Genomic DNA, 25,457 nt, shown 5'->3' with positions numbered 1-25,457 from the left:
CTTATAACTAGTTGATTGACAATCTGTTTACTAGCAATTAAGTACGTATGTTCTGACTATTTAATATTATGAAAATGTAAAAAATAGAAGTTGCTTAGTCTACTAAAGAAAAAGTATGGTTCCCTAGAAAGTTTTGGGGCCTCACCACCTTGATAAAAATGCGCTGGTAATAATCGGAGAATAGATTGTTTTCAATAACACCCAAAGAAGTGGAGGCATGGATAAATTTCACCTCATTATCGCTCACCACTTCCGTTACCATGCCCACATGCGTAATGTCATTGCTGTTCTTGTTGGCCCCAAAGAAAACTAAATCTCCTTCGCGAATGTTTTTAAGCTTTACTTCGGAGCCGTAGCGGCTTTGTTCGTTGGAGGTGCGGGGCAAGATCACGTCTATACTTTGGAAGGAGGTGCAGAGCAAACCGGAGCAGTCCATGCCAATGCGGGTAGTGCCGCCCCAGCGGTAGGGAGTACCGGTGTAAGAGCGCGCTGTTTTAACAACCACCTCAATCTGCTTGTCTAGATGCCGCGGAATGTGGGATCGTTTGTTTTTAGAGGCCATGGTGCTGCCTTTGTCTCCGTTGCGTCGTGCCAGGCGCCTGGCCTTGCGCTCCTCCCGCTTGGCCTCTGCAATTTCGCGGGCAGAGCGGTATTCTTCGCCGCGCTGGCTGAAAACGGATTGTGAAGACTGGCAGGAAGCCATGATCAGCAGGAAAAAGATAAATAGGGCGGAAGTAGTAAATAGTGTTCTCAAAGCGTATTTTAGCCTGGTAAGAGTATTAAAATATAACTACTTGCTAATTTACACATTAGCTATCCTTTTTAAAAATGAAATTTAACTCCGTTACCACCCAGATGATAGAAGCGCTTACCGCTATCGTGGGGCCAGCGCATGTATTGCTGCCAGCGGCATCTGACGATATGCTGCCTTATAGCCACGATGAGACCGAAGACCTGCGGTACGAACCGGAACTGGTGGTTAAACCTGCTAACGCTTCCGAAATAAGCCTTATTTTAAAATACTGCCATCAAAATTTTATACCTGTAACGCCCCGTGGGGCCGGCACGGGCTTGAGCGGTGGTGCATTGCCCGTGCACAAAGGGGTTGTGCTGTCTACAGAGCGCCTCAACGCTATACTGCAGATTGATGAGCGTAACCTGCAGGCTACTGTAGAGCCGGGAGTCATTACCCAAGTGTTTCAGGAAACGGTTATTGCCAGGGGCTTGTTTTACCCCCCCGACCCCTCCAGCCGCGGAAGTTGCTTTTTGGGGGGCAACTTAAGTGAGTCGAGTGGCGGGCCGCGTGCCGTGAAGTATGGCGTAACCAAAGACTATGTGTTAAATATGGAGGTGGTGCTGCCCTCCGGCGAGATAACCTGGACAGGGGCCAATGTGCTGAAAAATGCCACAGGCTATAACCTGACCCAACTCATGATCGGAAGCGAGGGCACGCTGGGCGTGATCACGAAAATAGTTTTCAAACTAATCCCGTACCCACCCCAGAGCCTGGTCATGCTGGTGCCTTTCCGCAAAGAGGAGGAGGCCTGCGCCGCCGTATCCCGCATCTTTATGGCCGGCATTGTGCCCTCTGCCATGGAATTTATGGAGCGCGACGCCATCGAGTGGACCAGTAAGTACCTGAACCTGCCTGTAACTATTCCTGCCGATATTCGGGCGCACCTGCTCATTGAGCTCGATGGCAAGGACATGGACCTGCTGTACCAGGATGCCGAGCAGGTTTATGAGGTGCTGGAGCAGTTTGAGGTAGGAGAAATACTGGTAGCCGACACTGAAAAGCAGAAAGCCGACCTATGGCATTTGCGCCGCAACGTGGGGCATGCTGTTAAGAGCAACTCTGTTTACAAAGAGGAGGACACGGTGGTGCCGCGTGCCGAGTTGCCAGTCCTGCTGAAAGGCGTGAAGGCTATCGGTGAAAAGTATAACTTCCGGTCAGTTTGCTACGGCCACGCCGGGGATGGAAACCTGCACATAAATATTGTAAAAGGCAGCATGAGCGACGACGATTGGCAGTATAAACTACCCGAAGGTATAAAAGAGATATTTGAGCTGTGTGTAGCGTTAGGCGGCACCATTTCGGGTGAGCACGGCATCGGGCTGGTGCAGAAACCCTACATACATATTGCGCTGAATGAGGTGCAGCTGCGCCTGATGCGCGGTATTAAAAACCTGTTCGACCCGCACGGAATACTTAACCCCGGTAAAATTTTTTAAAACAGAGAGACCCTGCAAAAAGTAGGGTCTCTCTGTTTAAGGCGTGTTATGTGAGCGGGCTTCATTCCTTGCCAGGGCTGGCACTCTCATCCGTGCTGTCGTGGTGCTTGTTTTCAGCCAGGCGCTGGTCCAGGCTTCTTAGGTTTTGCCAGCTCCTCATCAGGTTTTTAGGTGACTCACTCAGTGCTGCCGTCGCTTCTGCAGCAGGGTCTGGTTTAGTTTCCAGCTTTCTTTTAAGGGCTAACAGTTCCTCCTGGTTCTGGGGTTCTTCTTCAGACGATTGGTGCGCGCGTAGGATGGCCTCTTTATAGGTCTTTTCTGTTTTCATAATTAAGGTAAATGGCGATTTAAATTATGTGTGTTACTTTAAACGGTTACTGCTTCTGGCTGGTGCTTTTTCTGCTCTTCTTTAATAAAATTGCTTACGTAATGAGCCACCTCCTCGGCGTTGTCCTCTTGCAAGAAATGGCCGCCATCCTCAAAATGAATGACGTAGCATTCGTGGAAAAATTTTTTCCAGCGTTGCAAAGCGTCAATTTTGATCAGCTTGTCTCGCTCTCCCCAAAGTATAAGCGTGGGGATATCCTGTATCTTCTTGCGTTGCTGCCAGAGTTCCTCATACCATTTCGACACACCCACTAGCTCCCGGGCACAAGTCAGTTTACGAACGCGTTGCTCCGGGCTGCCCAGGGCTTGGATATAATGCTGCTTAATGGGCTCAGGCACGTTGGCCTTATCCCCGAACAGCTCATTTACAAGCCTCCGTGCCGACACGTTAAGCTTTGAGTGCAGAAACTTGCCCAGCGGGCCCACCAGGTATTTGCTTGTTTTGGTAAACGACTGATGCTTGGAAAGCGACCAGGTCCATGAATTTATCATGGCGATCCGGCGCACGTTCTCAGGGTGCTTTATCGCGTAGGCAAAACCGATCGGGGCGCCAAAGTCATGTACCAACAGCGTAATATCCTTTAACTGCAGGTGCTCCATAAGCTTCTCGAAGTTCGCGGCGTGCGCGCGGGGCTTATAGCTGAAGTTGTCCGGTTTATCCGAAAGGCCAAAGCCGATCAGGTCCAGGGCAATGCAACGGTACTTCTTGCTCAGGATCTTGATTAAGTTGCGGTATAGGAAGGACCAGGAGGGAGTGCCATGGATCATGACGATGGGCGCACCCTTGCCCTCATCAATGTAATGCATTTTCCCGACCTCAAGTTCTAGATAGTGCGATTTAAAAGGATACTCCTTGGTATCCAACCATGCTGGTTTCATAGGAAATTAGGGTGTGTCTGAATTAAGATATACTTTTAAATAGGCGGCAGGTTGTTTAATCTGCCTAAAATAAGGCTGACCTAAGGTTAAATTTAGGCGTTGAAGGTTTGCTTCATGCCAACAGTAAAATCAGAAAGCTTACCTTTACCTGTAGCTATGTGTGGATTAACAGGAGTATTTGCTTTTACAGAGAAAGGCGCAGAAGCCTTAGAGCGCTTGCAGGTGGCCTCCAGTGCGTTACAGCACCGGGGTCAGGATGCGGCAGGGCTCTTCCGGCATGGCGCTGTCGGCCTGGCACACCGCAGGCTGGCCATTATTTCACTCTCCGCCAGCTCAGATCAGCCGCTTTCTGACGAACAAGGCCGCTATACCATCGTGCTCAACGGCGAGATATTCAATTACCGCAAGCTCCGGGAGGACCTCCAGGCGAAAGGGGCGAGTTTTAAAACAGACTCCGATACAGAGGTAGTGCTGGCGCTTTACAAGCGGGAGGGGCAGGATTTTATGAAGAAGCTGCGCGGCTTCTTCGCACTGGCCATTTACGACGCCCTGGACGAGAGCCTGTTTCTGGCGCGTGACAGGTTTGGCGAAAAGCCGCTGCTTTACTACAAGGACGCTGATAAGTTTGTGTTTGGGTCGGAGTTAGGCGCTTTAATGGAGTTGGGCGTTCCACGTGAAGTAGATTATACTTCGCTGTACCAGTACCTGCAACTTACCTACGTGCCGGCGCCGGCAAGCATGCTAAAAGGGGTTAAAAAGCTGATGCCCGGTCATGCACTCTATGTTAAGAACGGCAAGGTACACCACACGGCCTGGTACAGACTGCCTTTCGACACCGAAAAAGCAGAACAAAACCCCCTGCCTTACAAACAGCAGCAGATCAAGCTGGCGCAACTGCTCGATCAGGCCGTAACGGACAGGATGGTGGCAGATGTGCCGGTAGGAGCTTTCCTGAGCGGCGGCATCGACTCCTCTATTGTGGTGGCGCTGGCATCGCGCAAGGTAGAGAACCTGAAAACCTTTTCAGTCGGGTTTCCGGGGCAGCCATATTTCGATGAAACCAGTTTTGCACGCCTGGTGGCCAATAAGTATAACACCAGCCATACCGAAGTGCTGCTCTCCGGCCAGGACCTGTACGACAACCTGTTCGGCATGCTCGACGGCCTGAGCGAGCCTTTCGCAGATTCGTCGGCGCTGGCTGTGTATGCGTTAAGCAAACAGGTGGGCAAAGCGCTCAAAGTGGTGCTTTCAGGCGACGGGGCCGATGAGCTTTTTGCAGGGTATAATAAGTACCTGGCTGAATACAAGGCCGTAGCGGGTGGGGCAAGCGTAAACACAGTAAAACAGTTGAAATTTTTGTGGGATGTGCTGCCAAAATCGAGAAACTCTTTTACTGCAAACAAAGTAAGACAACTACAGCGCTTCGCCGAAGGAGCCAGCCAGCCTGTTCAGGAGCGTTATTGGTTCTGGGCAACGTGGCAGAAAGAAGAGGAGGCGCTGACGCTCCTGAATCCTGAGATCAGAAGTGCGGCAGCCAACAGATTATACCGCGCCCGCAAAAGTCGTCATTTATATTGCCTGGAAAGAGAACCATATACGCTGAACAGCGTACTTTGTGCCGATTGGGGTCTTGTACTGGCCAATGACATGCTGCCAAAAATTGACTTAATGGGTATGGCAAACGGATTGGAGATTCGCAGCCCGTTCCTCGATCACAGGCTTGTGAAATTCGCTTTCTCGCTGCCTGCTGCTGCTAAGTTAGAAGGCGAAAAACGCAAACGAATTTTACTGGATACGTTTAATAGTGTTTTGCCACCTGAACTTATGAAAAGAGGGAAGCAGGGCTTTGAGATCCCGCTAAACGCTTTTTTAAGGCAGCAGGGGGGCAGCCTGGTGAATGAGCTGCTGGCAGATGACTTTATACACAAGCAGGGAATATTTGATTTGGTAGCAGTACGAAACTTAAAGCACAGCCTGCAGCAAGGACACCATGCCACTGCACACCTGAAAATATGGAGTTTGGTCGTTTTTCAATACTGGTGGCAGAAATACATAGCCTGACCCTTAATTCGTTAGTTTAAATAATTTATTGCCTTTTTTTGAGATAAAAACATAAATTTGTAGTCTTACCCAAATGTATAACCTATGAGAATAGCTGTAGTTGGTACGGGATATGTGGGCTTGGTAACGGGCACCTGCTTTGCGGAGGTGGGCATCGACGTTACCTGTATCGATATTGACGTAAAGAAAATTGAGAACCTGAAGCAGGGTGTTCTGCCCATTTATGAGCCAGGTTTGGAGGAGATGGTGGCCCGCAACACGCAAAAGGAGCGCCTGACCTTCACCAACGACCTGCCCTGCAGTATCCAAGGGTGCGGCTGCGAGGCCGTGTTCATCGCCGTGGGAACCCCTCCCGGCGAGGACGGCTCGGCGGACCTGCGCCACGTGCTGGCGGTAGCCAAGAGCATTGGCCGCAACATGACCGATTACATGGTGGTGGTAACCAAGAGCACCGTGCCCGTGGGCACCGCCCAGAAGGTGCGCCGCGCCATTGAGGAGGAGTTGGAAGCCCGAGGCGTGGACATCCCGTTCGACGTGGCCTCTAACCCCGAGTTCCTCAAGGAGGGCGCCGCCATTGAGGACTTCCTGAAGCCGGACCGCATTGTGGTGGGCGTGGCCTCTGAGAAGGCCGAGAGCGTGATGACCAAGCTCTACAAGCCTTTCCTGATGAACGGCCACCCGCTCATCTTCATGGACATCCCTTCGGCTGAGATGACCAAGTACGCGGCCAACTCCATGCTGGCCACCAAGATCAGCTTCATGAACGACATTGCCAACCTGTGCGAGATCATGGGCGCCGATGTGAACATGGTGCGCAAGGGTATTGGCTCCGACGCCCGCATCGGCAACAAGTTCATCTACCCGGGCATCGGCTACGGCGGCTCCTGCTTCCCCAAAGACGTGAAAGCCCTGATCAAGACCGCCGAGGACAACGGCTACGAGATGAAGGTGCTCAAGTCTGTGGAGCAGGTGAACGACAACCAGAAATCCGTGCTATTCAACAAGATCGAGAAGCACTTCAACGGCGACCTGACCGGTAAGACCTTCGCCCTCTGGGGACTTTCCTTTAAGCCCAAGACCGACGACATGCGGGAGGCGCCCTCACTGGTGATCATAGAGAAGCTGCTGGCGCGGGGCGCCAAAGTGCGCGCCTACGACCCGGTGGCCATGAAAGAGGCCCGGCACACGCTCGGCGACACCATCGAGTATGGCAAGGACGAGTACGAGGCCCTGATCGACGCCGATGCCCTGCTGCTGGTGACGGAGTGGCCGGAGTTCCGCTCCCCTAACTTTAACGTGGTAAGCAAGCTGATGAAAGACAAGGTGCTCTTCGACGGAAGGAACATCTACGATGCCGCCGACATGCAGGAAAAAGGCTTTGTGTATTACGGCATCGGCATTAACCAAAAGGTACAGCAGGAAAAAGAGACAGTTTAATGGCAGCTAAAAGAGTACTTATCACGGGGGGCGCCGGTTTTCTGGGCTCCCACCTGTGCGACAGGTTTATTAAAGAGGGTTATCACGTCATTGCGATGGATAACCTGATCACGGGCAGCCTCGATAACATCGAGCACCTGTTCAAACTGGAGAATTTCGAGTTCTACCACCACGATGTGTCCAAGTTCGTGCACGTGGCCGGCGACCTGGACTATATCCTGCATTTCGCCTCGCCCGCCAGCCCGATTGACTACCTCAAGATCCCGATCCAGACGCTGAAGGTGGGCTCGCTGGGCACGCACAACCTGCTGGGCCTGGCCAAGGCCAAGAACGCCCGCATGCTCATCGCCTCCACTTCGGAAGTTTACGGCGACCCGCTGGTGCACCCGCAGCAGGAGGACTACTGGGGTAATGTAAACCCGGTGGGCCCGAGAGGCTGCTATGATGAGGCCAAGCGCTTCCAGGAGGCCATGACCATGGCCTACCACATGCACCACGGCCTGGAGACGCGCATTGTGCGTATCTTCAACACTTACGGTCCGCGCATGCGCCTGAACGATGGCCGTGTGCTGCCTGCCTTCCTGAGCCAGGCGCTCCGGGGCGAGCCCCTGAGCATCTTCGGCGACGGCAGCCAGACGCGCTCCTTCTGCTACGTGGATGATCTGGTGGAGGGCATTTACCGCCTTCTTTTCAGCGACTACCCGATGCCGGTGAACGTGGGCAACCCCTCGGAGATCACCATCAAGGAGTTTGCCGAGGAGATCAGCAAGCTTACGGGCGTGGAGCTGAAGGTGGAGTACCAGCCCCTGCCAAAAGACGACCCGCAGCAGCGTCAGCCGGACATCACCAAAGCCCAGGAAATATTGGGCTGGGAGCCGAAGGTGGATCGTGCGGAGGGCTTACAGAAAACATTGGAGTACTTCCGGGAGAAAATCATACTTCCTGCCGGTCAGGAAGCTTAGTATAAAACAGAAGAGGCTGCACGTGCAGCCTCTTCTGTTTTATGGCGTATCGCTTAGCAAAATGTCCCGCAGCCTTTCCCCGGCCTTCCCGTCAAATTTATACATCCACTCTGCTGTAAATTTCGCTTTATGGGGCAGCTGCTGCTGGTGAAATTCTTCAATGTGCGGTAAGATGGTGTTCAACTCTTCCAGCTCATACACAGGTTGTGCTACGCCAGCGTCTATAAAAGGCTTAGAGACGTTTAATTTACCAGCAGGGTGGTTCTCTAAAGTGAGCACGGTGGTGTGGGCATAAGCCGCGAAAGGCATGAGGTAGGTGGAGTAAAACCCCATCACTACCTGGGCGCCGGGTGCATGCGCTGCCAGTTGCTTGTCATTCAGGAGCTGGCAAAGCTTTCGTGCTTTTAATTTTTGCCACACACTAACCTCTTGCCTTGGATGCGGCTTTACATACAGCCTGTACTGATGCTTTTGGCAGATATTTGCGAGTGCAGAGGCAAATTCAGTTTTATACTTGCTATTCCATTGCAGCAAACCCTGCTCGGCCAGGGGCTGATCAATAAAAAGTATACTTTTGGTTTGTGGCGCCGCCGGTAGCAGGGCCAGCCCGTCAAAGTAGGGGATACCGATAAAACTGGCACTATCACCAAAATACGGCGCCTCGTGCTGCCTGAAGCATTCATAGATTTTAGGGCTGAACCCGATGTAATGATCTGCCAGGCGCTTCTGAGAATTTATAGCCCTAAAAGTACCCAGGTAGTTGTGCCGGCTTCTGACCTGGATGAAGTCCCGTAAAAAAGCGCCGTTTTCAGGAGAGAGCTGTTTCAAACTGTTTGTCAGAAACCGCCGGGACTTGACACGTGCGGTAAAGTCGCGTGCAAGCATGAGGTAATAAGCCACCCTGTTTTTAAGGGTATTTTCTGTGCCAGGGCTTACCGAAGGGTCAAACCCGAGCACATAATCGGCCCGCAGGCCATGCTCCAGCAAATAAGTAGGTATAAAAAGCTCTTTGCAGGCCAGGTTCAGGGCCACATGGTTATAGGATTCAATGTACAGGAAAACAACCTTGTCAGGAGATAACTCATGCAGTAACAGCTGTGCGTTCGTAAAGTCCTTCCAGTAGATTGCCTTGCCATAGGCTTTATAAAAAGCGCTCCGCTCTTCGCTGGGCGAAGTATAAAACAGGAAGAAAAACTTACAATGGCCTTTGGCCGCCTCTAATAGCCGAACATAGTCTTCTCTGTTGTAATCACCAATAAACAGTATTTTAGGCTTGCGGTGCATCTGATGCTAAGTAGATTATAAGTATATTTAGTGCCTGTTTCTGTTAAAGAAAATTGAAAGTGATCGACAGTCCGGATTTAAGAATCGTTTTTGCCGTACCTGCCATTTCATATGAAGGTATCTCTAAACAGGTGCTTTTACAAATCGATGCACTCTTGGAAAAAGGATATCCGGTCAGCCTGCTTGTTCTGACCACTGCGGACAGGGCCGTGTTAGCAGCGTTTGCTCCCCTGCTGCAACCACAGGATGTTGTGGAACTGCTTCAGCCTGATGCATATTTATCTGTTAAATCTTTGAAGGCCTCTTTTTCTGCGGCCTATCAGGTAAGCAACTATCTTAAAAGAAGCAAAGCCAGAATTATACTGGCCCATGCACCTTACACGCATTTTGTCATGAGGCTGGCCAAGCTGCTAAGCGCAGGGAAACACAAGCAGGTAAAACTATGGCATTATTTTCACATCACACAGTATGCAGAGTTTCCGGTAAACACCTGGCGTCGGAAAAGGATTCATACATTAAACAAATGGCTTTCCAGGCGCTTCGACGATGGGCATATCTTTGTATCCGAAGCAGTGGAAAGGGATATACAGGCGCATCTGACTCAGCTACCGAACAGTAAAGTACTTTACAACGCCCTGCCTACATGCCCACAAAAACCAGCCACATACCGGATTCCTGGTGCAGCAAAACCCTACACCATATTGCTGCCCGGCAGAGTAGAGATAGCCAAAGGGCAGGTCTGGTTCTTGGAGCCCTTAAAAGCATTTATAGCAGCTGAACAGCTGAGTCCGGGGCAAATCCAGGTGACCATAGCAGGACATGGCAGTCAGGTGGAACAGCTCAGGCAGGAGATTATCCGGCATGGGTTGCAGCCCTTCGTCTCGACAAGGGGCGAGGTGCCAAACCGCGAAATACTGCTGCTGATGGGGCAAAGCGACCTGGTTGTTGTGCCATCGGTGGTTGAAGGGTTGCCACTGATTGTCTTAGAGGCCCTGCAACAGAACTGTGTGGTGTTAACTTCTGATGCGGGGGGGCTGAAGGAGGTGGTGGAACAGGGTGTTACAGGCTTCATGTTTGAGGCCGGCAACGAGACTGCCTGCCTGCAGCAGCTTCGCACCATCTACCAAAACCGGGCCTCTCCTTTAATAGACTTCGGTGCCGTGGCGAAAAGACTGGAGCAGAAATTCTCTTTTAAGCGGCACATGGCAGAACTGCTGCAGGTAATTTCAATCGCAGCACCAAACAAGCATGGGTAAGGCAGTCCTTTTTATCTGCTACTGGGGCCTGGACGATGGCTTAACGACAGCTACAGTGTTGCCTTTGCTGCAGGCCCTGCAAAGCCGTGCAGATGTTCACAGGGTGCTCCTGGTTACAATAGAGCGAGGTATAGCGCCTCGGCAGCATCTAAAACAGTTCTCCAAAGTAGAGCATCATCCTGTTTTCCCGCTTAGGCTGGGCCTTGGTTATCTTTCCAAAATCAGCGATTTTATTATATTTCCCGGTTTACTGGCGCGCCTAATCCAAAAGCACGAGTTGAATACGGTATTGGCTCATGGCAGCCCGGCAGGAGCCCTGGCTTTTAAAGTATGTCAAAAACTTGAATTACCCTTTTATGTGAGCCTTTTTGAGCCGCACGCCGACTACATGCTCGAATCAGAAGTATGGAAGAAGTATGGCCTGAAGTATAGGTTTCAGAAGCGTTGGGAGAAACAGCAAATTGAACATGCCACAGGACTGATGCCCGTGACGGATACTTATAAAACCATTTTACTGCAGCAAGGCGTGGCGGAGGAAAGAGTTTTTATGCTTCCTTGCCCTGTAGAGGCAGGTGTTTTCGGCTTCAATGCGCACCAAAGGGAAAAAATACGCCAGCAATTGGGATGGCAGCACGCGACCATCGGCATCTACGTGGGCAAATTCGGCGACCTTTATTACAAAGGGGAAGCCTTCGGGATCTACAAAAAATGTTTCAGCCTTCTGCCGGATTTCCGACTGCTCATCCTTTCCCCGCAGCCAAAGCAAGAAATCCTACACCAACTGAAAATACAAGGTATAGCTACTTCCAAGGTATTGATCAAGTCTGTGCCTCATCATCAAGTGCCGGAATACCTCTCTGCCGCTGATTTTGCCTTCGCCACCTATAAGCCCGGGCCTTCCAAAAAATATTTATCCCCGATTAAAGTAGGCGAATATTGGGCAAACGGCTTGCCTGTGCTGCTAACCGAAGGAATAGGGGATGACAGTGATATCATTAAGCGGGAAGGGGGAGGAGCACTGTTTAACCTACTGGAGGATGGCAGTGTAGAGCGTGCAATAGATAAGGTACTGAAAACTATCGAGGATCCGCGCCATAGGCAGCAGATTCCTGCATTCGCTTTAAAGTATAGATCGCCCGAAAGGATAAAAGAGGCCTTTGTTCATTTTTTTGGTAACGAGCAGGAGGCTGCCTCATGAGGGTGCTTTTTGTAACGCCCTACCCCACAGGTAAAGCCGCTTCACAGCGGTTTAGGGTAGAGCAGTTTCTGCCCTTGCTGCACAGCCATGGACTGGCATACCGGTTAGCCCCCTTCTGGGATACTGAAACCTGGGCCATCTTGTACACGCCCGGAAACATGCTCAGGAAAGCGCTTGGTTTGGCAAGGGGTTTTCTAAACAGGATTGCCTTGCTGGCGCAATTACCTAAATATGACTATATTTTCATTCACCGTGAAGCCACGCCGCTGGGGCCGCCCTGGTTTGAGTGTATAGCCGCCAAGGTGCTCCGCAACAAACTGATCTTCGACTTTGATGATGCGATCTGGCTTCAGAATACATCGGAAGAGAACAAGGCGGCCGCCAGGTATAAGTGGCACCATAAAACCGCAGCCATCTGTCGATGGGCCTTTAAGGTAAGCGCGGGCAATACGTTCTTAGCAGGCTATGCAGCGCAGTTTAACACCCATGTTGTCAGCTTGCCCAGCACCGTAGACCTACAGACAGGTTACAGGCAACTGAAAGAGCAGCACACAACGCGGGTGGTCATCGGCTGGACCGGCTCCCACTCCACACTCCCTTATCTGAAAATGTTGGAGCCCGTGCTGCAAAGGCTGGAAGCAAAGTATGACTTCGATTTTATGGTCATCGCCGATAAAGCCCCGCAACTTGCGTTGCGTTCTCTTGTTTTCGTGCCCTGGAAGAAGGAAGCCGAGATCGAAGACCTGCTGCAGTTCAACATTGGGGTAATGCCTTTGCCGGATACTGAATGGGCGAAAGGAAAATGCGCGTTTAAGGCACTACAGTATATGGCGCTGGGGATCCCGGCAGTTGTGTCGGCGGTGGGAGCCAATGTAGAGGCTGTGCCACACGGTAAAACGGGGTACACCTGCACCACGGAGCAGGAATGGTACGATACCCTGGAGCATTTGTTAACCAGCACAGCCCTTAGAATGGAACTTGGGGCCGCCGGACGGGGATGGGTAGCCGAAAAGTATGCGTCAAAAAACCACGAGCGTACCTTCCTGAGCTTATTTTCTTAGCTTTTCTTGTTATCCTTCAGGTATTTCTTAGCCTCTTTGTAACTGGCCGATTTCTTCTCGCTGGTTTGCAAAACTATGCTGTAATAACGCTTGGCGGTGGTTTTGTCTTTCTGCTGACTTGCCATCCGGGCCAGGTTCAGGTACGAGTTTACAAAGTAGCCCGACTCGCGTTCGTTGCTTATCTCCGCATACATGATCGCATCCTGGTAGTACTTTTTCGCTTTTTCGAAATCGTGGTATTTGTTTTGGTTGATATACGCCAGAATATAGGAGGCATAGCGTCCGCTTACGGCTTCGTAACCGGGCATCTGCTGCGCTAACTTCTCCAGAATCTCTTCCGAAATGCGCTCAGCCCGCGTAAAGTGCCCCTGCACAAACAACAAGCGGGCATAAAAGCGCTGGAAGTAGGCATTGTCCGGATACTTCAGGGCCAGGTCCTGCGATAGTTTAAGCGCCTCGTTCATGTTGCCTTCCTCGTTGGCGTAGATTTTCATGAGGAAGAACTTAGACTCGGTGCCGGTATAGAAGCCTGAGTTGGAGACGTAGCGCAATTGTTTCAGGCCCAGTCGCTTGTCGCCATCCGGGAAGAAAGCGAGCACGGGGCGCAGCATGGAGTAGTTCTCGTGTATCCAGACGGCGTAATAGTTGAAGAGAGCCTCCCCGAACAGAAACTCCGGGCTAAGACCGTTTCCGGCTTTGGCACGCTCCAGGTATTCCAGCGAGCGTTTACTGGCCACAGTCGCCTTGCGCCAGTTGCTGCGCTCAGAATGCAGCCTGGCGGTAAAACCATAGGCGGCGGCCAGGAAAAATGCGGCTTCCACATCCTTCTCATCCGAGTCATACATTTTCTCAGCCTTCTGAATGGTAGAATCCATGTAGGCGAAGAAAAGATTATCGTACTCCAGGGTCTGGATGTTGGTAGGCACGATCTTCCACCACTGGCTCAGGCCCATCAGGAAATAAGGCAGAGGGTGGTTGGGGTAGCGGCGGCGCAGCGATTTGAACTGCTTCTCGGCTCGCTCATACTTGAAATTGTACATATTGTCCACCGCACCCTCCAGCTCATACTGCACCTCTTTGTTCAGCAGCAGCATGCCCTTCACCTTCACTGCCTCAGGTAAAACCTCGATAGACTCGATTGTGACCTGTCGCATGGCAGTGGTATCAGTGGGAGCTTGCGCTACTACTGACAGGGTTGCTAGGCTAAGCGTGAAGATGGTGGATAAAAGCTTCCTCATGAAGATGGTAAAGTTTCAGTGTCTGTGTGCGGTAAAGCCTAAAGAAAGGCCGTACGTACTAAAAGTACAACAATTAAATTAAATTTGAATTCCAAAACAGTAAATTTACCTATGAGACTTCTAGAGCAGCTTTGCAAAATACATGCCCCGTCCGGCAACGAAAAAAACCTGTCCGAGTTCCTGCTAAACTATATCGAAAAGCATAAAGTTCAGTGGAAAACAGAACCTGTCGTGCTATTTGGCGAAAGGTTGCAGGATTGTATTTTGCTGGTATTCGGCAAGCCGCGCACGGCCATCTTCGCACACATGGACTCCATCGGCTTTACCGTGCGCTACGGCAAACAACTGGTGAAAATCGGGGGCCCGGTAGCGGAAAAAGGATACAAGCTGGTAGGGGCGGATGCGCAAGGTGAGATTGAGTGCACGCTAAAATATGATGAAGAGGACGGGGAGTTACAATATGCCTTTGAACGTGACATTGAGCGCGGCACCGAGTTGGTTTTTAAAAGTGATTTCAGGGAGACAGATTCTACCGTACAAAGCTGTTACCTGGATAACCGCCTGGGGGTTTGGAGCGCGTTGCAGGTGGCAGAAACCCTCGAGAATGGCATCATCGCCTTTAGTTGCTGGGAGGAGCACGGCGGCGGTTCCGTGGCTTACCTGGCGAAGTTCATTTACGAAAACTTTGGCGTAAAGCAGGCGCTCATATCTGATATAACCTGGGTAACAGAAGGGGTGCAGCCGGGCAAAGGGGTAGCTATATCGATGCGCGATAGCCTTATTCCTCGGCGGGCATACGTGCAAAAGATAATAGAGATCGCGCAAGCGTCCGGCATCCCTTTTCAACTGGAGGTGGAAGGCTCCGGCGGCAGCGACGCCAAAGAGTTGCAGCGCAGTGCAGAGCCCTGGGACTGGTGCTTTGTAGGAGCACCCGAGGACAATGTGCATACGCCTGATGAGATCGTGCACAAGAAAGACATCGAAAGTATGGTAGCGCTCTACAAAGTGCTGATGGAGAAGTTATAGGCGCATCAGACTTGTTACAGAATTGCCAGGGGCCGGTTTTCTTAGAAGCCGGCCCTTTCTGTTGGTTCATGCGCCTCTCAGGCATTCAGAGGGCTTTTAATAAAGGCTTAAGCGGTGGCCGGGCACTGCTCTCCGGACCTGGACGGCAGAAGCGACTCGTTTTAAGAAATGAAAGCGGGTCTATATTTGGAAAAGTCTATAGAAACCACTTTCTTTAATAGCTATATACCAACATCATCTAACCTTAAATTAACTGAATGGAACCGATTCTTTACGCAATTCCTGCATTTGGACTGGCAGCCCTGGTCTACACCTGGATAAGGGCCGCCTGGGTGGTCAAGCAACCAGCTGGCAACGAGCGCATGAGCAGCATTGCGCGCCACATCGCCGACGGCGCCATGGCATTTTTGAAAGCCGAATATAAGGTACTCGCCTATTTTGTAATCATCGCGTCCGTTTTCCTGTTTTACCTGGGTGTAACCGGCGAGAAATCACATCCGCTTATTGTGGGAGCCTTTATCATCGGGGCCTTTTTGTCCTCACTGGCAGGCTTTATGGGTATGCGCATTGCCACCAAAGCGAATGTGCGCACCGCTGAGGCCGCCCGCACCAGCCTTTCCAAAGCTTTAAGGGTGTCCTTTGCAGGAGGTTCTGTAATGGGTATGGGCGTGGCGGGGCTGGCCGTTTTAGGACTGGGCTCCTTGTTCATATTCTTCTATTATTTCTTCGTGCACAGCACAGGCGCGGCCGTGAACAGCGTAGAGATGGAAACCGCTCTGGAAGTGTTAACAGGCTTTTCGCTGGGAGCTGAAAGTATCGCCCTTTTTGCCCGCGTGGGCGGCGGAATCTATACAAAGGCCGCCGACGTAGGAGCCGACCTGGTAGGAAAGGTGGAGGCAGGCATCCCGGAAGATGATCCGCGCAACCCGGCAACCATTGCCGATAACGTGGGCGACAACGTGGGTGACGTGGCAGGCATGGGAGCAGACCTGTTCGGCTCTTACGTGGCCACTATTCTTGCCACCATGGTGCTGGGCCGCGAAGTGGTATCCATTGACAATTTCGGAGGTCTTGCTCCCATCATACTTCCCATGCTGATCGCAGGCCTCGGTATCGTGTTCTCCCTGATCGGAATGTTGTTTGTGAGAGTGAGCGAGGAGGGTAACGTACAGGCCGCACTAAACCGTGGAAACTGGATATCGGTTATACTAACGGCCGTTGCCGCCTACTTTGTAATTCACTGGTTGCTGCCTGAAAAACTGGTGTTGCGTAACTTCGATTTTACAAACAATGGGGTGTTTATGGCCGTGATCGTGGGCCTGGTGGTAGGCACGTTAATGAGCATTATCACGGAGTATTATACTGCCATGGGTAAAAAGCCGGTAAACTCCATCGTGCAGCAGTCCTCTACGGGGCATGCAACCAACATTATCGCCGGCCTGGCAGTGGGCATGCACTCTACCGTAATGCCGATCATTGTGCTGGCGGCTGGTATTGTGTTTTCATACACCGCCGCAGGTTTATATGGCGTAGCCATTGCCGCCGCAGGTATGATGGCGACCACGGCCATGCAATTAGCTATTGATGCCTTCGGGCCTATAGCCGATAATGCCGGCGGTATTGCCGAAATGAGTGAGCTGCCGAAAGAAGTGCGTGGGCGCACGGATATCCTCGATGCGGTGGGCAACACAACTGCCGCAACGGGAAAGGGCTTTGCCATTGCCTCTGCCGCGCTTACATCTTTAGCGCTTTTCGCCGCATTCGTGGGTATTGCAGGCATCGAAAGTATAGATCTTTACAAGGCCCCTGTATTGGCGGGACTGTTCATCGGTGCCATGATCCCGTTTGTCTTCTCGGCCCTTGCCATTGCGGCTGTGGGCCGGGCCGCTATGGCCATGGTGCACGAAGTGCGCCGCCAGTTCCGCGAAATACCTGGCATTATGGAAGGCACCGGCCAGCCAGAGTATGAGAAATGCGTAGCGATCTCCACCAAAGCAGCTATCCGCGAGATGATGCTGCCGGGCGCTATTGCCCTGGTGGTTCCCTTGATCATAGGCTTCGGGTTTAGAAATGTTTTTGCCGATACTTCCTCTGCCGAGATCCTGGGGGGCGTACTGGCAGGCGTTACCGTGTCGGGTGTGCTGATGGCCATGTTCCAGTCCAACGCCGGCGGTGCCTGGGATAACGCCAAAAAGTCTTTCGAAAAAGGGGTGATGATCAATGGGGTGATGGAATACAAAGGTTCAGAGCCCCACAAGGCATCCGTGACCGGCGATACGGTAGGAGATCCTTTCAAAGACACCTCCGGACCTTCCATGAACATCCTGATCAAGCTGATGTCCATTGTGTCGTTGGTCATTGCGCCGCACATTGCTTTGGATCGCGTGCCGGCTATTCCTGAGGCGCCCTTCGAAATAGAAAAAATCAACCTAAGTGAGCAACCGTTGTCACCAGAGGCCACCATAGCCGAGACAGTTGCAGCGAACACGGTTGTGCCGGGGCGCATTGCACTGCAGAAATAGAATTAAATCCTTTAAAATGAGCTAAGCCCAACCATTGTGTTGGGCTTATTTTTTATTTTAACCTACCTTTGTGTAGGCACCAAACAGAACGCTATGTATCTCCGTACCATCCAACTGCACGACTGCGAGTTCAGCTCCTACATTACCGAAGAAGAAATCATTGCTCGCATTAACATGCTGGCAGAGCAAATTGACCGTGACTATGCGCATAAGAAACCCCTGTTTCTTGCCGTGCTGAATGGATCCTTCATGTTTGCCTCCGACCTGCTTAAGCGACTCAACATACCATGCGAAATTGCCTTTATCCGACTTTCCTCTTACCATGATATGCGCAGCACCGGTAAGGTAAAGGAAGTGCTGGGGCTGACAGAGGATGTGCATAACCGGCATGTGGTGGTGCTGGAGGATATTGTAGACACCGGGCACACGGTGCACGGACTGTTGCAGCGACTAAAGGAGAACAGCCCGGCATCTGTAGAGGTAGCTACCTTGCTTATGAAGCCGGATTGCCTGCAGCATCCCCTGGATGTGAAGTATGTAGCCCGGACTATTCCGAACGATTTTGTAGTGGGGTATGGATTGGATTATAATGGCTTAGGCCGCAACTTGAGGGATATTTATAAAATTGTGTCGTAACCCTTTCGGGTGCTTCCTCCGTTAGCAGGGCTTCAAGATCAGCATGATCAAATGCCTGCGGGGTCCAAAAAATTAAAAGTACATCAATAATTATACTTACATTTGCTTTTTATTTAGCTAGAAGATATGCTTAACATCGTTTTGTTTGGTCCTCCAGGAGCCGGAAAGGGCACCCAGAGTCAAAAACTGATAGATAAATACAACCTGATCCACCTGTCCACGGGTGATTTATTGCGTTCTGAGATTGCTGCTGGAACCGAACTTGGTCTGGAAGCTAAAAAGCTGATGGACAATGGTATATTGGTGCCGGATGAGGTTGTGATCGGCATGATCGAAAACAAAGTGAAGGAACACAGGCACGCAGCGGGCTTTATATTCGATGGTTTTCCGCGCACCGTGCCCCAGGCACAGGGGCTTGACAAGCTGCTGCACGAGAATGGCACCGAGATTTCCTGTATGATCGCTTTGCGCGTAGACGACGAGGAGCTAACCAAGCGCCTGTTGCTCCGTGGCAAGACCTCTGGCCGTCCGGACGACCAGAATGAAGAGTTGATCCGGAAGCGCGTGCAGGAATACAACTCCAAAACGCGCCCGGTAGCGGATTATTACGCCGGGCAGAGCAAGTACTGTGCAGTAGAAGGCATCGGTGAGATAGAAGATATTTTTAAGGCGCTTTGTCAGCAGATAGACGCTTTAAAGGAAAAACAAGACACAAAAAAATAAGCACATTTACGCTTACCCGATTTGGCTCAAAGTAACTTTATTGACTACGTTAAAATAAATGCCCGTTCCGGGCACGGGGGTGCAGGTTCTGCGCACCTGCACCGGGATAAGCTAACAGCTAAAGGAGGTCCTGATGGGGGCGACGGCGGCCGTGGCGGGCACATCATACTAAGAGGCAACTCCCAACTCTGGACCCTGCTACACTTGCAGTATCGCAAGCACATTATTGCCGATAACGGGCTTAACGGTGGTTCTAACCACTCCTCTGGCGCGCAGGGTAAAGATGAGATACTGGAAGTGCCCCTGGGCACTATTGCCAGAAACGCTGAGACCGGCGAGCTAATGTGCGAAATAACCGAAGACGGCCAGGAGATAATCCTGACGCCGGGCGGACGGGGCGGACTAGGCAATGCCCACTTTAAGTCTCCTACTAACCAGACACCGCGCTATGCCCAGCCAGGTGAGGATGGGGTAGACGAGTGGGTGATACTGGAACTGAAGCTGCTGGCTGACGTTGGCCTGGTTGGTTTCCCGAACGCCGGAAAATCTACTTTGCTTTCGGTGGTATCGGCGGCAAAGCCTAAAATCGCCAACTACGCCTTTACCACTTTAGCCCCGAACCTGGGAGTAGTGGCCTACCGCGACTATAAATCATTCGTGATGGCTGATATTCCGGGTATCATTGAAGGGGCATCAGAGGGGAAAGGCTTGGGCTTACGCTTTCTGCGGCACATAGAACGGAACTCCATACTGCTTTTTATGGTTTCTTGTGAGAGTGCAGATATTGCAGAGGAGTATAGCGTACTGCTTAACGAATTAAAGACCTTCAACCCGGAGTTGCTGGACAAAAAACGCCTGCTAGCCGTTACCAAGTCCGATATGCTGGATGAGGAACTGGAGGAGGAGATGCGGAAAACGCTGCCCGATGGTTTGCCTACGGTTTTTATTTCCAGTATCACAGGCAAAAACATCCCCCAATTGAAAGATATGATTTGGGAGGCGCTTAACAACTAAGCACAGCCCAAAGGTTATAGTTTAGAAGATCGGTAGGGGCTGCAAAGTCTGCTACCGATTTTTTTTAAGCCGGGCTCTAAAACCTCATCAGCAAGTCAGGCATTTAATTTTAAGAATGGTGTCAGTATGTCATTTTATGTGGTTTGGCAAGTTAATTGACAAGACAAAACAGACTATCAACCTAATTTTTTTAAGGCATTATGTCAGATAAAAATAGTAAGAAAGAACAGGAAAACGAGGAACTGCAGGAGAACACTGTCCATGCCGAGGCAGACGGACAGGAGAACCCACTGGAGCAGGAGGAAGAGGCCAACGAGCCGGTAGAAGAAGGCCCGGCAGCTGAGCTGGCCGAAATGAAGGACAAGTACATACGCCTGATGGCTGAGTTTGAGAACTTCAGACGCAGAACAGCGAAAGAACGCATCGACCTTTCCAAAACCGCCACCCAGGATTTGATGGGAGAACTGCTGCCTGTGCTCGACGACATGGAGCGTGCCCGCCAGTCGATAGAGGCGACCAAAGACGTGGACGCCATGCTACAGGGTTTAGAGCTGGTGTTCCATAAATTAAAGCATGTAACGCAACAGAAAGGCCTTAAAGCCATGGATTTGCACGCCGGCGCAGACTTCGATCCGGACATGCATGAGGCAATCACGCAGATTCCGGCGCCGGAGGAGAAGCTGAAAGGCAAAATTGTAGATGTGATTGAGAAGGGATATACTTTAAATGACAAGGTGATCCGCTTCGCGAAAGTTATAATAGGAGCGTAAGGAATGGCTAAGAGAGATTATTACGAAGTTTTAGGTGTAAGCAAAGGTGCGGCGCAGGAAGAGATAAAGAAGTCTTACCGTAAAATAGCCATTAAATTCCACCCGGATAAGAACCCGGACGACCCTACGGCTGAAGATAAGTTTAAAGAAGCCGCAGAGGCCTACGAGGTGCTGAGTGATCAGCAAAAGCGCCAGCGCTACGATCAGTTTGGGCACCAGGGCGTGAACGGCGGCTTTGGCGGCGGTGGCATGAACATGGACGATATCTTCTCTCAGTTCGGTGATATATTTGGTGGGGGCAGCCCTTTTGAAAGCTTCTTTGGCGGCGGCCGATCCGGTGGCGGGGGGCGACGCACCCGCAAAGGCTCTAACCTGCGCATTAAACTGAAGCTGAACCTGGAAGAGGTAGCCAATGGCGTAGAGAAAAAGATAAAAGTTAAAAGATACGTGGCCTGCGCCACCTGTGGCGGAAACGGTGCTAAGAATGGCACCGATATGCAAACCTGCAACAGCTGCCAGGGCTCCGGCCAGGTGCGCAAGGTGGTTAACACCATGCTTGGCCAGATGGTATCTACTGCCACGTGCCCTACCTGTAACGGCGAAGGGCGCATTGTGACGCACAACTGCAACACCTGCAACGGCTCCGGCAGAGAGCTGCAGGAAGAGGTGATCACCATTAACGTGCCTGCCGGGGTAATGGATGGCATGCAGCTTTCCATGAGCGGCAAGGGTAACGTGCCCGAGCGTGGGGGCGTGCCCGGCGACCTGCTCATCCAGATAGAGGAAGAGCCACATCCTAGCCTGAAGCGTGATGGGAACAATGTGATTTACGATCAGTACATCAGCTTCGTGGATGCCGCCCTCGGCGCCGAGATAGAGGTACCCACCATATCAGGCAAAGTGAAAATCAGCATCAAGCCAGGCACGCAAAGCGGTGAGATCTTCAGGCTGCGTGGCAAAGGCGTACAGGATATTAACGGCTACGGGAAAGGAGATCAGCTGATTCACATAAACGTATGGACCCCGAAGTCTGTAAGCCACGAAGAGCGAGCCGCACTGGAAAGCCTGCGCGAATCGGAGAATTTTATACCGCACCCGGGTAAAAACGAGAAAGGCTTTTTTGAGAAAGTAAAAGACTACTTTCAATAACAGGCGCCGATAAATTTCAAAGAGCTGCTTTTCTACCTGAGAAGCAGCTCTTTTGTTTTATTGGCAATTCATCAGCCATATATGCTTCCTGGTCCCGGATATTATTCCCTTAGTCGATATTGCATAGGGGGAAGTTAATATTTACTTGGCATATCTGTATATTAGAGCTATTTTTGGTTACATCAAAATAGCACTGCGTTGAGTATTCTGAAAATTGAAGGCGTGACAAAACGCTATAGCAACCACACTGCCCTGGATAATGTGAGCTTTGACATCCCGAAAGGTTGCATCTTTGGCTTGTTGGGCCCGAATGGAGCAGGTAAAACCTCGCTTATCCGCATTATAACCCAAATAACCGGTGCCGACAGCGGCGAGATCTACCTAAACGGCGAGCGCCTGAAGCCGCATCATATAAAAGAAATTGGCTATTTGCCGGAAGAGCGCGGCCTGTACAAGAAAATGAAAGTTGGAGAGCAGCTTTTATACCTGGCGCAACTGAAGGGGATGTCCAAAACGGAAGCCACCGCCAGGATTAAGGAGTGGGTAGACCGGTTTGAGATAAGGGAGTGGCTGGGCAAAAATGTGGAAGACCTCTCCAAAGGCATGCAGCAGAAAGTGCAGTTTATCGCCACCGTGATGCACGAGCCTGCGCTTATTATACTGGATGAGCCTTTTTCCGGTTTCGACCCGATAAATGCCAACCTGATCAAAGATGAGATCTTACGGCTGCGGGACCGTGGTGCCACGATTATTTTCTCGACACACCGCATGGAATCTGTGGAAGAACTATGTGATTACATCGCCCTGATCAACCGGGCGCAAAAAGTGCTGGACGGTCCGGTGCAGGAAATAAAGAATACGTATAAAACAGACACCTACCAAATAATAGGCAACGGCCAGCTGCTGGTCACATCCCCCGATTTTGAGGTGATGGAGCAACATGATAACCATGGTGTTTTCAGGGCGGACATTAAACTGCTGAACAGCGCTACCCCCAACGATTTGTTAAGATACCTGATACAGCGCGTAGAAGTGCATTCTTTTATAGAGCTTGTGCCGAGTATAAATGAGATTTTCATCCGTAAAGTAAAGGAGACACACCATGCATAAGATTTGGCTAATCATTCAGCGCGAATACCTAACCCGTGTCCGTAAGAAGAGCTTTATCATCATGACCCTGCTGACCCCCATCCTGCTGGCTGCCTTTATGATCATACCGGCCTGGCTGATTTCGATATCAGGAGAAGGTGAAAATGTGATGGTACTGGACGAGAGCGGTTTGTTTGAAGGAAAATTGGAGAACAGGAAAGACATTACTTTTGTGCCCGTTTCGGGTACGCTGGAGCAGGCGAAAACTGTTTACAAAGAAACCGACAATACGGCCCTCCTTTACATCCCCGCTGATTTCAACATCGATGATCCGAGGGATGTGAAGGTATACTCTAAGAAGAACACCAGCCTGCAGACCCAGGTGCAACTAGAGAATGCGCTGGAGAAAGAAGTGGAAAACCAGCGCTTTGTAGCTTCGGGCATGGACCGAGCGACGCTCGATAAGATGAAGGCCAACATCTCGCTTACGGCCATTAATTTGAGCGATGAAGGTGAGAAGGATAACAATGCCATTGTTACCTCTGCTGCAGGCGTAGCCGGGGCCGTGATCATTTACTTCTTTATCTTTATGTACGGCGTTCAGATCATGCGCGGCGTGATCGAGGAGAAGACAAGCCGTATCATCGAAGTGGTGATCTCCTCAGTAAAGCCCTTCCAGTTGATGATGGGCAAGGTGATCGGTATTGCAGCCGTGGGCCTGACACAATTCCTGCTCTGGGTGGTGCTGTCGATGGTGGTGGTGACGGGGGTACAGGCAGCCTTTGGCATAAAAGCGGCCCCTACACCCATGGAGCAGTTGGCTTCCGGCAGGGCAGCTGCCACCGGCGAGGAAGTGCAGGACGATGAGACTGTGCAGGCCCAGAACGATGGTGCCGCACAGGTAATAGGCGAAAGTATGACGGCGCTCTCTAACCTGAACATTCCCCTGATAGTAGGCTGCTTTTTATTTTATTTCCTGGGTGGCTATCTGCTTTACGGCTCCCTGTTTGGTGCCATCGGCGCTGCAGTGGATAATGAAACCGATACGCAGCAATTCATGTTCCCGATCACCATTCCGCTCATCATATCATTCCTGATGTCGTATACCGTGGTATTGAAGAACCCGGATGGCCCTGTGGCTTTTTGGATGTCCATCATTCCCTTCACCTCGCCCATTGTGATGATGGTGCGCGTGCCGTTCGGGGTGCCTGCCTGGGAGCTGCTGCTGTCTATGGCGCTGCTGGTGCTAGGCTTCATCTTCACCACCTGGATCGCGAGCCGCATTTACAGGATCGGTATTCTAATGTACGGTAAAAAGATTAACTACAAAGAGCTGTCTAAGTGGCTGTTCTACAGGGTGTAACAGCCACGAAACTTTAATGCAGTGGCGGTTAAGCTTTCGGGTTGATGGCCTGTAACCGTAACCCTTATAAACAGCAAAGCCCGGCTATTAACCGGGCTTTGCTGTTTAGGATTAATTTTAAACTTAAGCGGAGAACGAGCTTCCGCAGCCGCAGGTGCTGGAGGCCTGTGGGTTATTAAATACAAAGCCACGAGCGTTTAAGCCATCCTGGAAATCCACCTGCATGCCCAGCACATACATGGCGTGTTTCTTATCCATGATCAGGTCTACGCCTTCCAGGTGGAAAACCTCATCTGAATCTTTAGCCTTGTCAAAGCCCAGTAAATAAGACATGCCCGAGCAGCCACCGCCCTGAACGCCCACGCGTAGACCATAGTCAGCCGGAACACTTTTCTCTTGCATTATATTTTTAACCTCTGATAAGGCTTTATCAGTAAGTGTGATAGGTGCTGTTTTTGTTTCAGTTGCCATAGTAAATCCTATTCAATATTTGTTGCCACAAACTTACACAATAATCAGCAAAAATGCTTGTAGGTGTTTGTCGTACTCTTTAAACAGGTAAAGTGCTAAAATGATTCAAGCACTTTAAATTAATTTTTCACGATATTTATACTTTCATCAACCAAAGAATATGGAAGGAACCGCCCTTTTTCTAATAGAGCTCTTAAAGATTACCTTACCGGCCCTTATCGTGGCCGGTGCCATGTATTCCCTTGTAAAACAACACTATGAGCGGGATTACAAAGTACGCCTGCTGGAGCTAAGGCAAAAGAACGCGGAGGTGGTGCTTCCGGTGCGGCTGCAGGCCTACGAACGGGTGGTGCTGCTGCTTGAGCGCATCACACCCAGCAACATGCTGCTGCGGGTAAGCCCTTCCGGACAGACAGCCGCAGAGTACCACCGGGTGTTGCTCTCCGAAATCAGAAATGAGTTTAACCACAACATGTCGCAGCAGGTGTACATGACCGAGCAGGCATGGCAGCACGTAAAGCACGCCCGCGAAGATGTGGTGAACCTCATCAACCAAACCTATCAGCAGCTGCCCGAGCATGCCAAGGGCACTGAGTTGGCCAAACGCATCCTGGAGAATATTCTGAGCTCAGAAAATGACCCCACGGCCCGCACCATTACGTTTGTGAAGCAGGAAATTGGTCAGGTATTCTAGCGTGC

Annotated in this window: 23 protein-coding genes; 17 read left to right on the top strand and 6 right to left on the bottom strand. The window is 51.0% G+C overall.

Annotated elements, in window-relative coordinates; translation table 11 throughout:
- Positions 1-94: 94 nt before the first annotated feature.
- The gene (locus tag AC4BAN_RS09190; RefSeq protein ID WP_490564103.1) at positions 95-754 is read right to left on the bottom strand and encodes a C40 family peptidase; all 660 of its coding nucleotides are present in this window, start codon (positions 752-754) and stop codon (positions 95-97) included.
- A gap of 74 nt (positions 755-828) precedes the next feature.
- On the opposite strand from AC4BAN_RS09190, the gene AC4BAN_RS09185 reads away from it, so the two are divergent.
- Positions 829-2,232: an FAD-binding oxidoreductase gene (locus tag AC4BAN_RS09185; protein WP_490564102.1), complete on the top strand. Its 1,404-nt coding sequence runs from the start codon at positions 829-831 to the stop codon at positions 2,230-2,232.
- 61 nt (positions 2,233-2,293) lie between these two features.
- On the opposite strand, the gene AC4BAN_RS09180 is transcribed toward AC4BAN_RS09185, so the two are convergent.
- Positions 2,294-2,560, bottom strand: a complete 267-nt coding sequence (locus AC4BAN_RS09180) for a hypothetical protein (protein WP_490564101.1) — start codon at positions 2,558-2,560, stop codon at positions 2,294-2,296.
- Between the two features lie 38 nt (positions 2,561-2,598).
- Positions 2,599-3,498 carry an alpha/beta fold hydrolase gene (locus AC4BAN_RS09175; RefSeq protein WP_490564100.1) on the bottom strand — a complete coding sequence of 300 codons (900 nt, stop codon included), beginning with the start codon at positions 3,496-3,498 and terminating at the stop codon, positions 2,599-2,601.
- Between the two features lie 156 nt (positions 3,499-3,654).
- On the opposite strand from AC4BAN_RS09175, the gene asnB reads away from it, so the two are divergent.
- The 3 genes from asnB to AC4BAN_RS09160 all read left to right on the top strand — a co-directional run bounded on the left by asnB (position 3,655) and on the right by AC4BAN_RS09160 (position 7,958).
- Positions 3,655-5,559: an asparagine synthase (glutamine-hydrolyzing) gene (gene asnB, locus AC4BAN_RS09170; RefSeq protein WP_490564099.1), complete on the top strand. Its 1,905-nt coding sequence runs from the start codon at positions 3,655-3,657 to the stop codon at positions 5,557-5,559.
- A gap of 84 nt (positions 5,560-5,643) precedes the next feature.
- Positions 5,644-6,996 carry a UDP-glucose dehydrogenase family protein gene (locus tag AC4BAN_RS09165; RefSeq protein WP_490564098.1) on the top strand — a complete coding sequence of 451 codons (1,353 nt, stop codon included), beginning with the start codon at positions 5,644-5,646 and terminating at the stop codon, positions 6,994-6,996.
- Positions 6,996-7,958, top strand: coding sequence for a UDP-glucuronic acid decarboxylase family protein (locus AC4BAN_RS09160; protein ID WP_490564097.1), 963 nt, complete (start codon positions 6,996-6,998; stop codon positions 7,956-7,958). The genes AC4BAN_RS09165 and AC4BAN_RS09160 overlap by 1 nt, the downstream gene beginning before the upstream one ends.
- A 39-nt stretch (positions 7,959-7,997) precedes the next feature.
- Here AC4BAN_RS09160 and AC4BAN_RS09155 read toward each other — a convergent pair whose 3' ends face one another.
- Positions 7,998-9,242: a polysialyltransferase family glycosyltransferase gene (locus tag AC4BAN_RS09155; RefSeq protein ID WP_490564096.1), complete on the bottom strand. Its 1,245-nt coding sequence runs from the start codon at positions 9,240-9,242 to the stop codon at positions 7,998-8,000.
- Between the two features lie 59 nt (positions 9,243-9,301).
- On the opposite strand from AC4BAN_RS09155, the gene AC4BAN_RS09150 reads away from it, so the two are divergent.
- The 3 genes from AC4BAN_RS09150 to AC4BAN_RS09140 are packed head-to-tail and all read left to right on the top strand — an operon-like array spanning position 9,302 to position 12,757.
- Positions 9,302-10,498 carry a glycosyltransferase family 4 protein gene (locus tag AC4BAN_RS09150; RefSeq protein WP_490564230.1) on the top strand — a complete coding sequence of 399 codons (1,197 nt, stop codon included), beginning with the start codon at positions 9,302-9,304 and terminating at the stop codon, positions 10,496-10,498.
- Complete coding sequence (locus tag AC4BAN_RS09145; RefSeq protein WP_490564095.1) at positions 10,491-11,696, top strand: glycosyltransferase; 1,206 nt, start codon at positions 10,491-10,493, stop codon at positions 11,694-11,696. Before AC4BAN_RS09150 ends, AC4BAN_RS09145 begins: the two co-directional genes overlap by 8 nt.
- On the top strand, positions 11,693-12,757 hold the full coding sequence (locus AC4BAN_RS09140) for a glycosyltransferase family 4 protein (RefSeq protein WP_490564094.1): 1,065 nt from the start codon (positions 11,693-11,695) through the stop codon (positions 12,755-12,757). The genes AC4BAN_RS09145 and AC4BAN_RS09140 overlap by 4 nt, the downstream gene beginning before the upstream one ends.
- Here AC4BAN_RS09140 and AC4BAN_RS09135 read toward each other — a convergent pair.
- A complete protein-coding gene (locus AC4BAN_RS09135; RefSeq protein ID WP_490564093.1) occupies positions 12,754-13,995 on the bottom strand; it encodes a tetratricopeptide repeat protein in 1,242 nt (413 codons plus the stop codon). The two genes, AC4BAN_RS09140 and AC4BAN_RS09135, sit on opposite strands and share 4 nt — an antisense overlap.
- A gap of 111 nt (positions 13,996-14,106) precedes the next feature.
- On the opposite strand from AC4BAN_RS09135, the gene AC4BAN_RS09130 reads away from it, so the two are divergent.
- From AC4BAN_RS09130 to AC4BAN_RS09090, 9 genes are all read left to right on the top strand, one after another.
- The gene (locus AC4BAN_RS09130; RefSeq protein WP_490564092.1) at positions 14,107-15,021 is read left to right on the top strand and encodes a M20/M25/M40 family metallo-hydrolase; all 915 of its coding nucleotides are present in this window, start codon (positions 14,107-14,109) and stop codon (positions 15,019-15,021) included.
- A gap of 257 nt (positions 15,022-15,278) precedes the next feature.
- Complete coding sequence (locus AC4BAN_RS09125) at positions 15,279-17,543, top strand: sodium-translocating pyrophosphatase (RefSeq protein ID WP_490564091.1); 2,265 nt, start codon at positions 15,279-15,281, stop codon at positions 17,541-17,543.
- Between the two features lie 93 nt (positions 17,544-17,636).
- Positions 17,637-18,179 carry a hypoxanthine phosphoribosyltransferase gene (gene hpt, locus AC4BAN_RS09120; protein WP_490564090.1) on the top strand — a complete coding sequence of 181 codons (543 nt, stop codon included), beginning with the start codon at positions 17,637-17,639 and terminating at the stop codon, positions 18,177-18,179.
- A 126-nt stretch (positions 18,180-18,305) separates the two neighbouring features.
- The gene (locus AC4BAN_RS09115; protein WP_490564089.1) at positions 18,306-18,902 is read left to right on the top strand and encodes an adenylate kinase; all 597 of its coding nucleotides are present in this window, start codon (positions 18,306-18,308) and stop codon (positions 18,900-18,902) included.
- Positions 18,903-18,923: 21 nt separating this feature from the next.
- Entirely contained in the window at positions 18,924-19,916 is a 993-nt protein-coding gene (gene obgE, locus AC4BAN_RS09110; protein ID WP_490564088.1) for a GTPase ObgE, read from the top strand.
- A gap of 200 nt (positions 19,917-20,116) precedes the next feature.
- Positions 20,117-20,686, top strand: a complete 570-nt coding sequence (locus tag AC4BAN_RS09105; protein WP_490564087.1) for a nucleotide exchange factor GrpE — start codon at positions 20,117-20,119, stop codon at positions 20,684-20,686.
- 3 nt (positions 20,687-20,689) lie between these two features.
- Positions 20,690-21,835: a molecular chaperone DnaJ gene (gene dnaJ, locus AC4BAN_RS09100; protein WP_490564086.1), complete on the top strand. Its 1,146-nt coding sequence runs from the start codon at positions 20,690-20,692 to the stop codon at positions 21,833-21,835.
- A 198-nt stretch (positions 21,836-22,033) separates the two neighbouring features.
- On the top strand, positions 22,034-22,945 hold the full coding sequence (locus tag AC4BAN_RS09095; RefSeq protein ID WP_490564085.1) for an ABC transporter ATP-binding protein: 912 nt from the start codon (positions 22,034-22,036) through the stop codon (positions 22,943-22,945).
- The gene (locus tag AC4BAN_RS09090; protein WP_490564084.1) at positions 22,938-24,287 is read left to right on the top strand and encodes an ABC transporter permease; all 1,350 of its coding nucleotides are present in this window, start codon (positions 22,938-22,940) and stop codon (positions 24,285-24,287) included. The genes AC4BAN_RS09095 and AC4BAN_RS09090 overlap by 8 nt, the downstream gene beginning before the upstream one ends.
- Before the next feature lie 123 nt (positions 24,288-24,410).
- On the opposite strand, the gene AC4BAN_RS09085 is transcribed toward AC4BAN_RS09090, so the two are convergent.
- Complete coding sequence (locus AC4BAN_RS09085; protein ID WP_490564083.1) at positions 24,411-24,758, bottom strand: HesB/IscA family protein; 348 nt, start codon at positions 24,756-24,758, stop codon at positions 24,411-24,413.
- A 160-nt stretch (positions 24,759-24,918) separates the two neighbouring features.
- On the opposite strand from AC4BAN_RS09085, the gene AC4BAN_RS09080 reads away from it, so the two are divergent.
- A complete protein-coding gene (locus AC4BAN_RS09080) occupies positions 24,919-25,452 on the top strand; it encodes a DUF7935 family protein (protein WP_490564082.1) in 534 nt (177 codons plus the stop codon).
- Positions 25,453-25,457: the final 5 nt, after the last annotated feature.

This window comes from Pontibacter sp. GD13 (assembly GCF_058216355.1).
The sequence above is the reverse complement of the archived record's forward strand: the minus strand, read 5'-3'. Positions and strand labels throughout refer to the sequence as shown.

What these genes read in the sequence shown, in the direction of transcription:
- AC4BAN_RS09185 (WP_490564102.1), top strand. Translation starts at nt 829, where the DNA reads ATGAAATTTAACTCCGTTACCACCCAGATGATAGAAGCGCTTACCGCT.
- AC4BAN_RS09180 (WP_490564101.1), bottom strand. Translation starts at nt 2,560, where the DNA reads ATGAAAACAGAAAAGACCTATAAAGAGGCCATCCTACGCGCGCACCAA.
- AC4BAN_RS09175 (WP_490564100.1), bottom strand. Translation starts at nt 3,498, where the DNA reads ATGAAACCAGCATGGTTGGATACCAAGGAGTATCCTTTTAAATCGCAC.
- asnB (WP_490564099.1), top strand. Translation starts at nt 3,655, where the DNA reads ATGTGTGGATTAACAGGAGTATTTGCTTTTACAGAGAAAGGCGCAGAA.
- AC4BAN_RS09165 (WP_490564098.1), top strand. Translation starts at nt 5,644, where the DNA reads ATGAGAATAGCTGTAGTTGGTACGGGATATGTGGGCTTGGTAACGGGC.
- AC4BAN_RS09160 (WP_490564097.1), top strand. Translation starts at nt 6,996, where the DNA reads ATGGCAGCTAAAAGAGTACTTATCACGGGGGGCGCCGGTTTTCTGGGC.
- AC4BAN_RS09155 (WP_490564096.1), bottom strand. Translation starts at nt 9,242, where the DNA reads ATGCACCGCAAGCCTAAAATACTGTTTATTGGTGATTACAACAGAGAA.
- AC4BAN_RS09145 (WP_490564095.1), top strand. Translation starts at nt 10,491, where the DNA reads ATGGGTAAGGCAGTCCTTTTTATCTGCTACTGGGGCCTGGACGATGGC.
- AC4BAN_RS09140 (WP_490564094.1), top strand. Translation starts at nt 11,693, where the DNA reads ATGAGGGTGCTTTTTGTAACGCCCTACCCCACAGGTAAAGCCGCTTCA.
- AC4BAN_RS09135 (WP_490564093.1), bottom strand. Translation starts at nt 13,995, where the DNA reads ATGAGGAAGCTTTTATCCACCATCTTCACGCTTAGCCTAGCAACCCTG.
- AC4BAN_RS09130 (WP_490564092.1), top strand. Translation starts at nt 14,107, where the DNA reads ATGAGACTTCTAGAGCAGCTTTGCAAAATACATGCCCCGTCCGGCAAC.
- AC4BAN_RS09125 (WP_490564091.1), top strand. Translation starts at nt 15,279, where the DNA reads ATGGAACCGATTCTTTACGCAATTCCTGCATTTGGACTGGCAGCCCTG.
- hpt (WP_490564090.1), top strand. Translation starts at nt 17,637, where the DNA reads ATGTATCTCCGTACCATCCAACTGCACGACTGCGAGTTCAGCTCCTAC.
- AC4BAN_RS09115 (WP_490564089.1), top strand. Translation starts at nt 18,306, where the DNA reads ATGCTTAACATCGTTTTGTTTGGTCCTCCAGGAGCCGGAAAGGGCACC.
- AC4BAN_RS09105 (WP_490564087.1), top strand. Translation starts at nt 20,117, where the DNA reads ATGTCAGATAAAAATAGTAAGAAAGAACAGGAAAACGAGGAACTGCAG.
- dnaJ (WP_490564086.1), top strand. Translation starts at nt 20,690, where the DNA reads ATGGCTAAGAGAGATTATTACGAAGTTTTAGGTGTAAGCAAAGGTGCG.
- AC4BAN_RS09090 (WP_490564084.1), top strand. Translation starts at nt 22,938, where the DNA reads ATGCATAAGATTTGGCTAATCATTCAGCGCGAATACCTAACCCGTGTC.
- AC4BAN_RS09085 (WP_490564083.1), bottom strand. Translation starts at nt 24,758, where the DNA reads ATGGCAACTGAAACAAAAACAGCACCTATCACACTTACTGATAAAGCC.
- AC4BAN_RS09080 (WP_490564082.1), top strand. Translation starts at nt 24,919, where the DNA reads ATGGAAGGAACCGCCCTTTTTCTAATAGAGCTCTTAAAGATTACCTTA.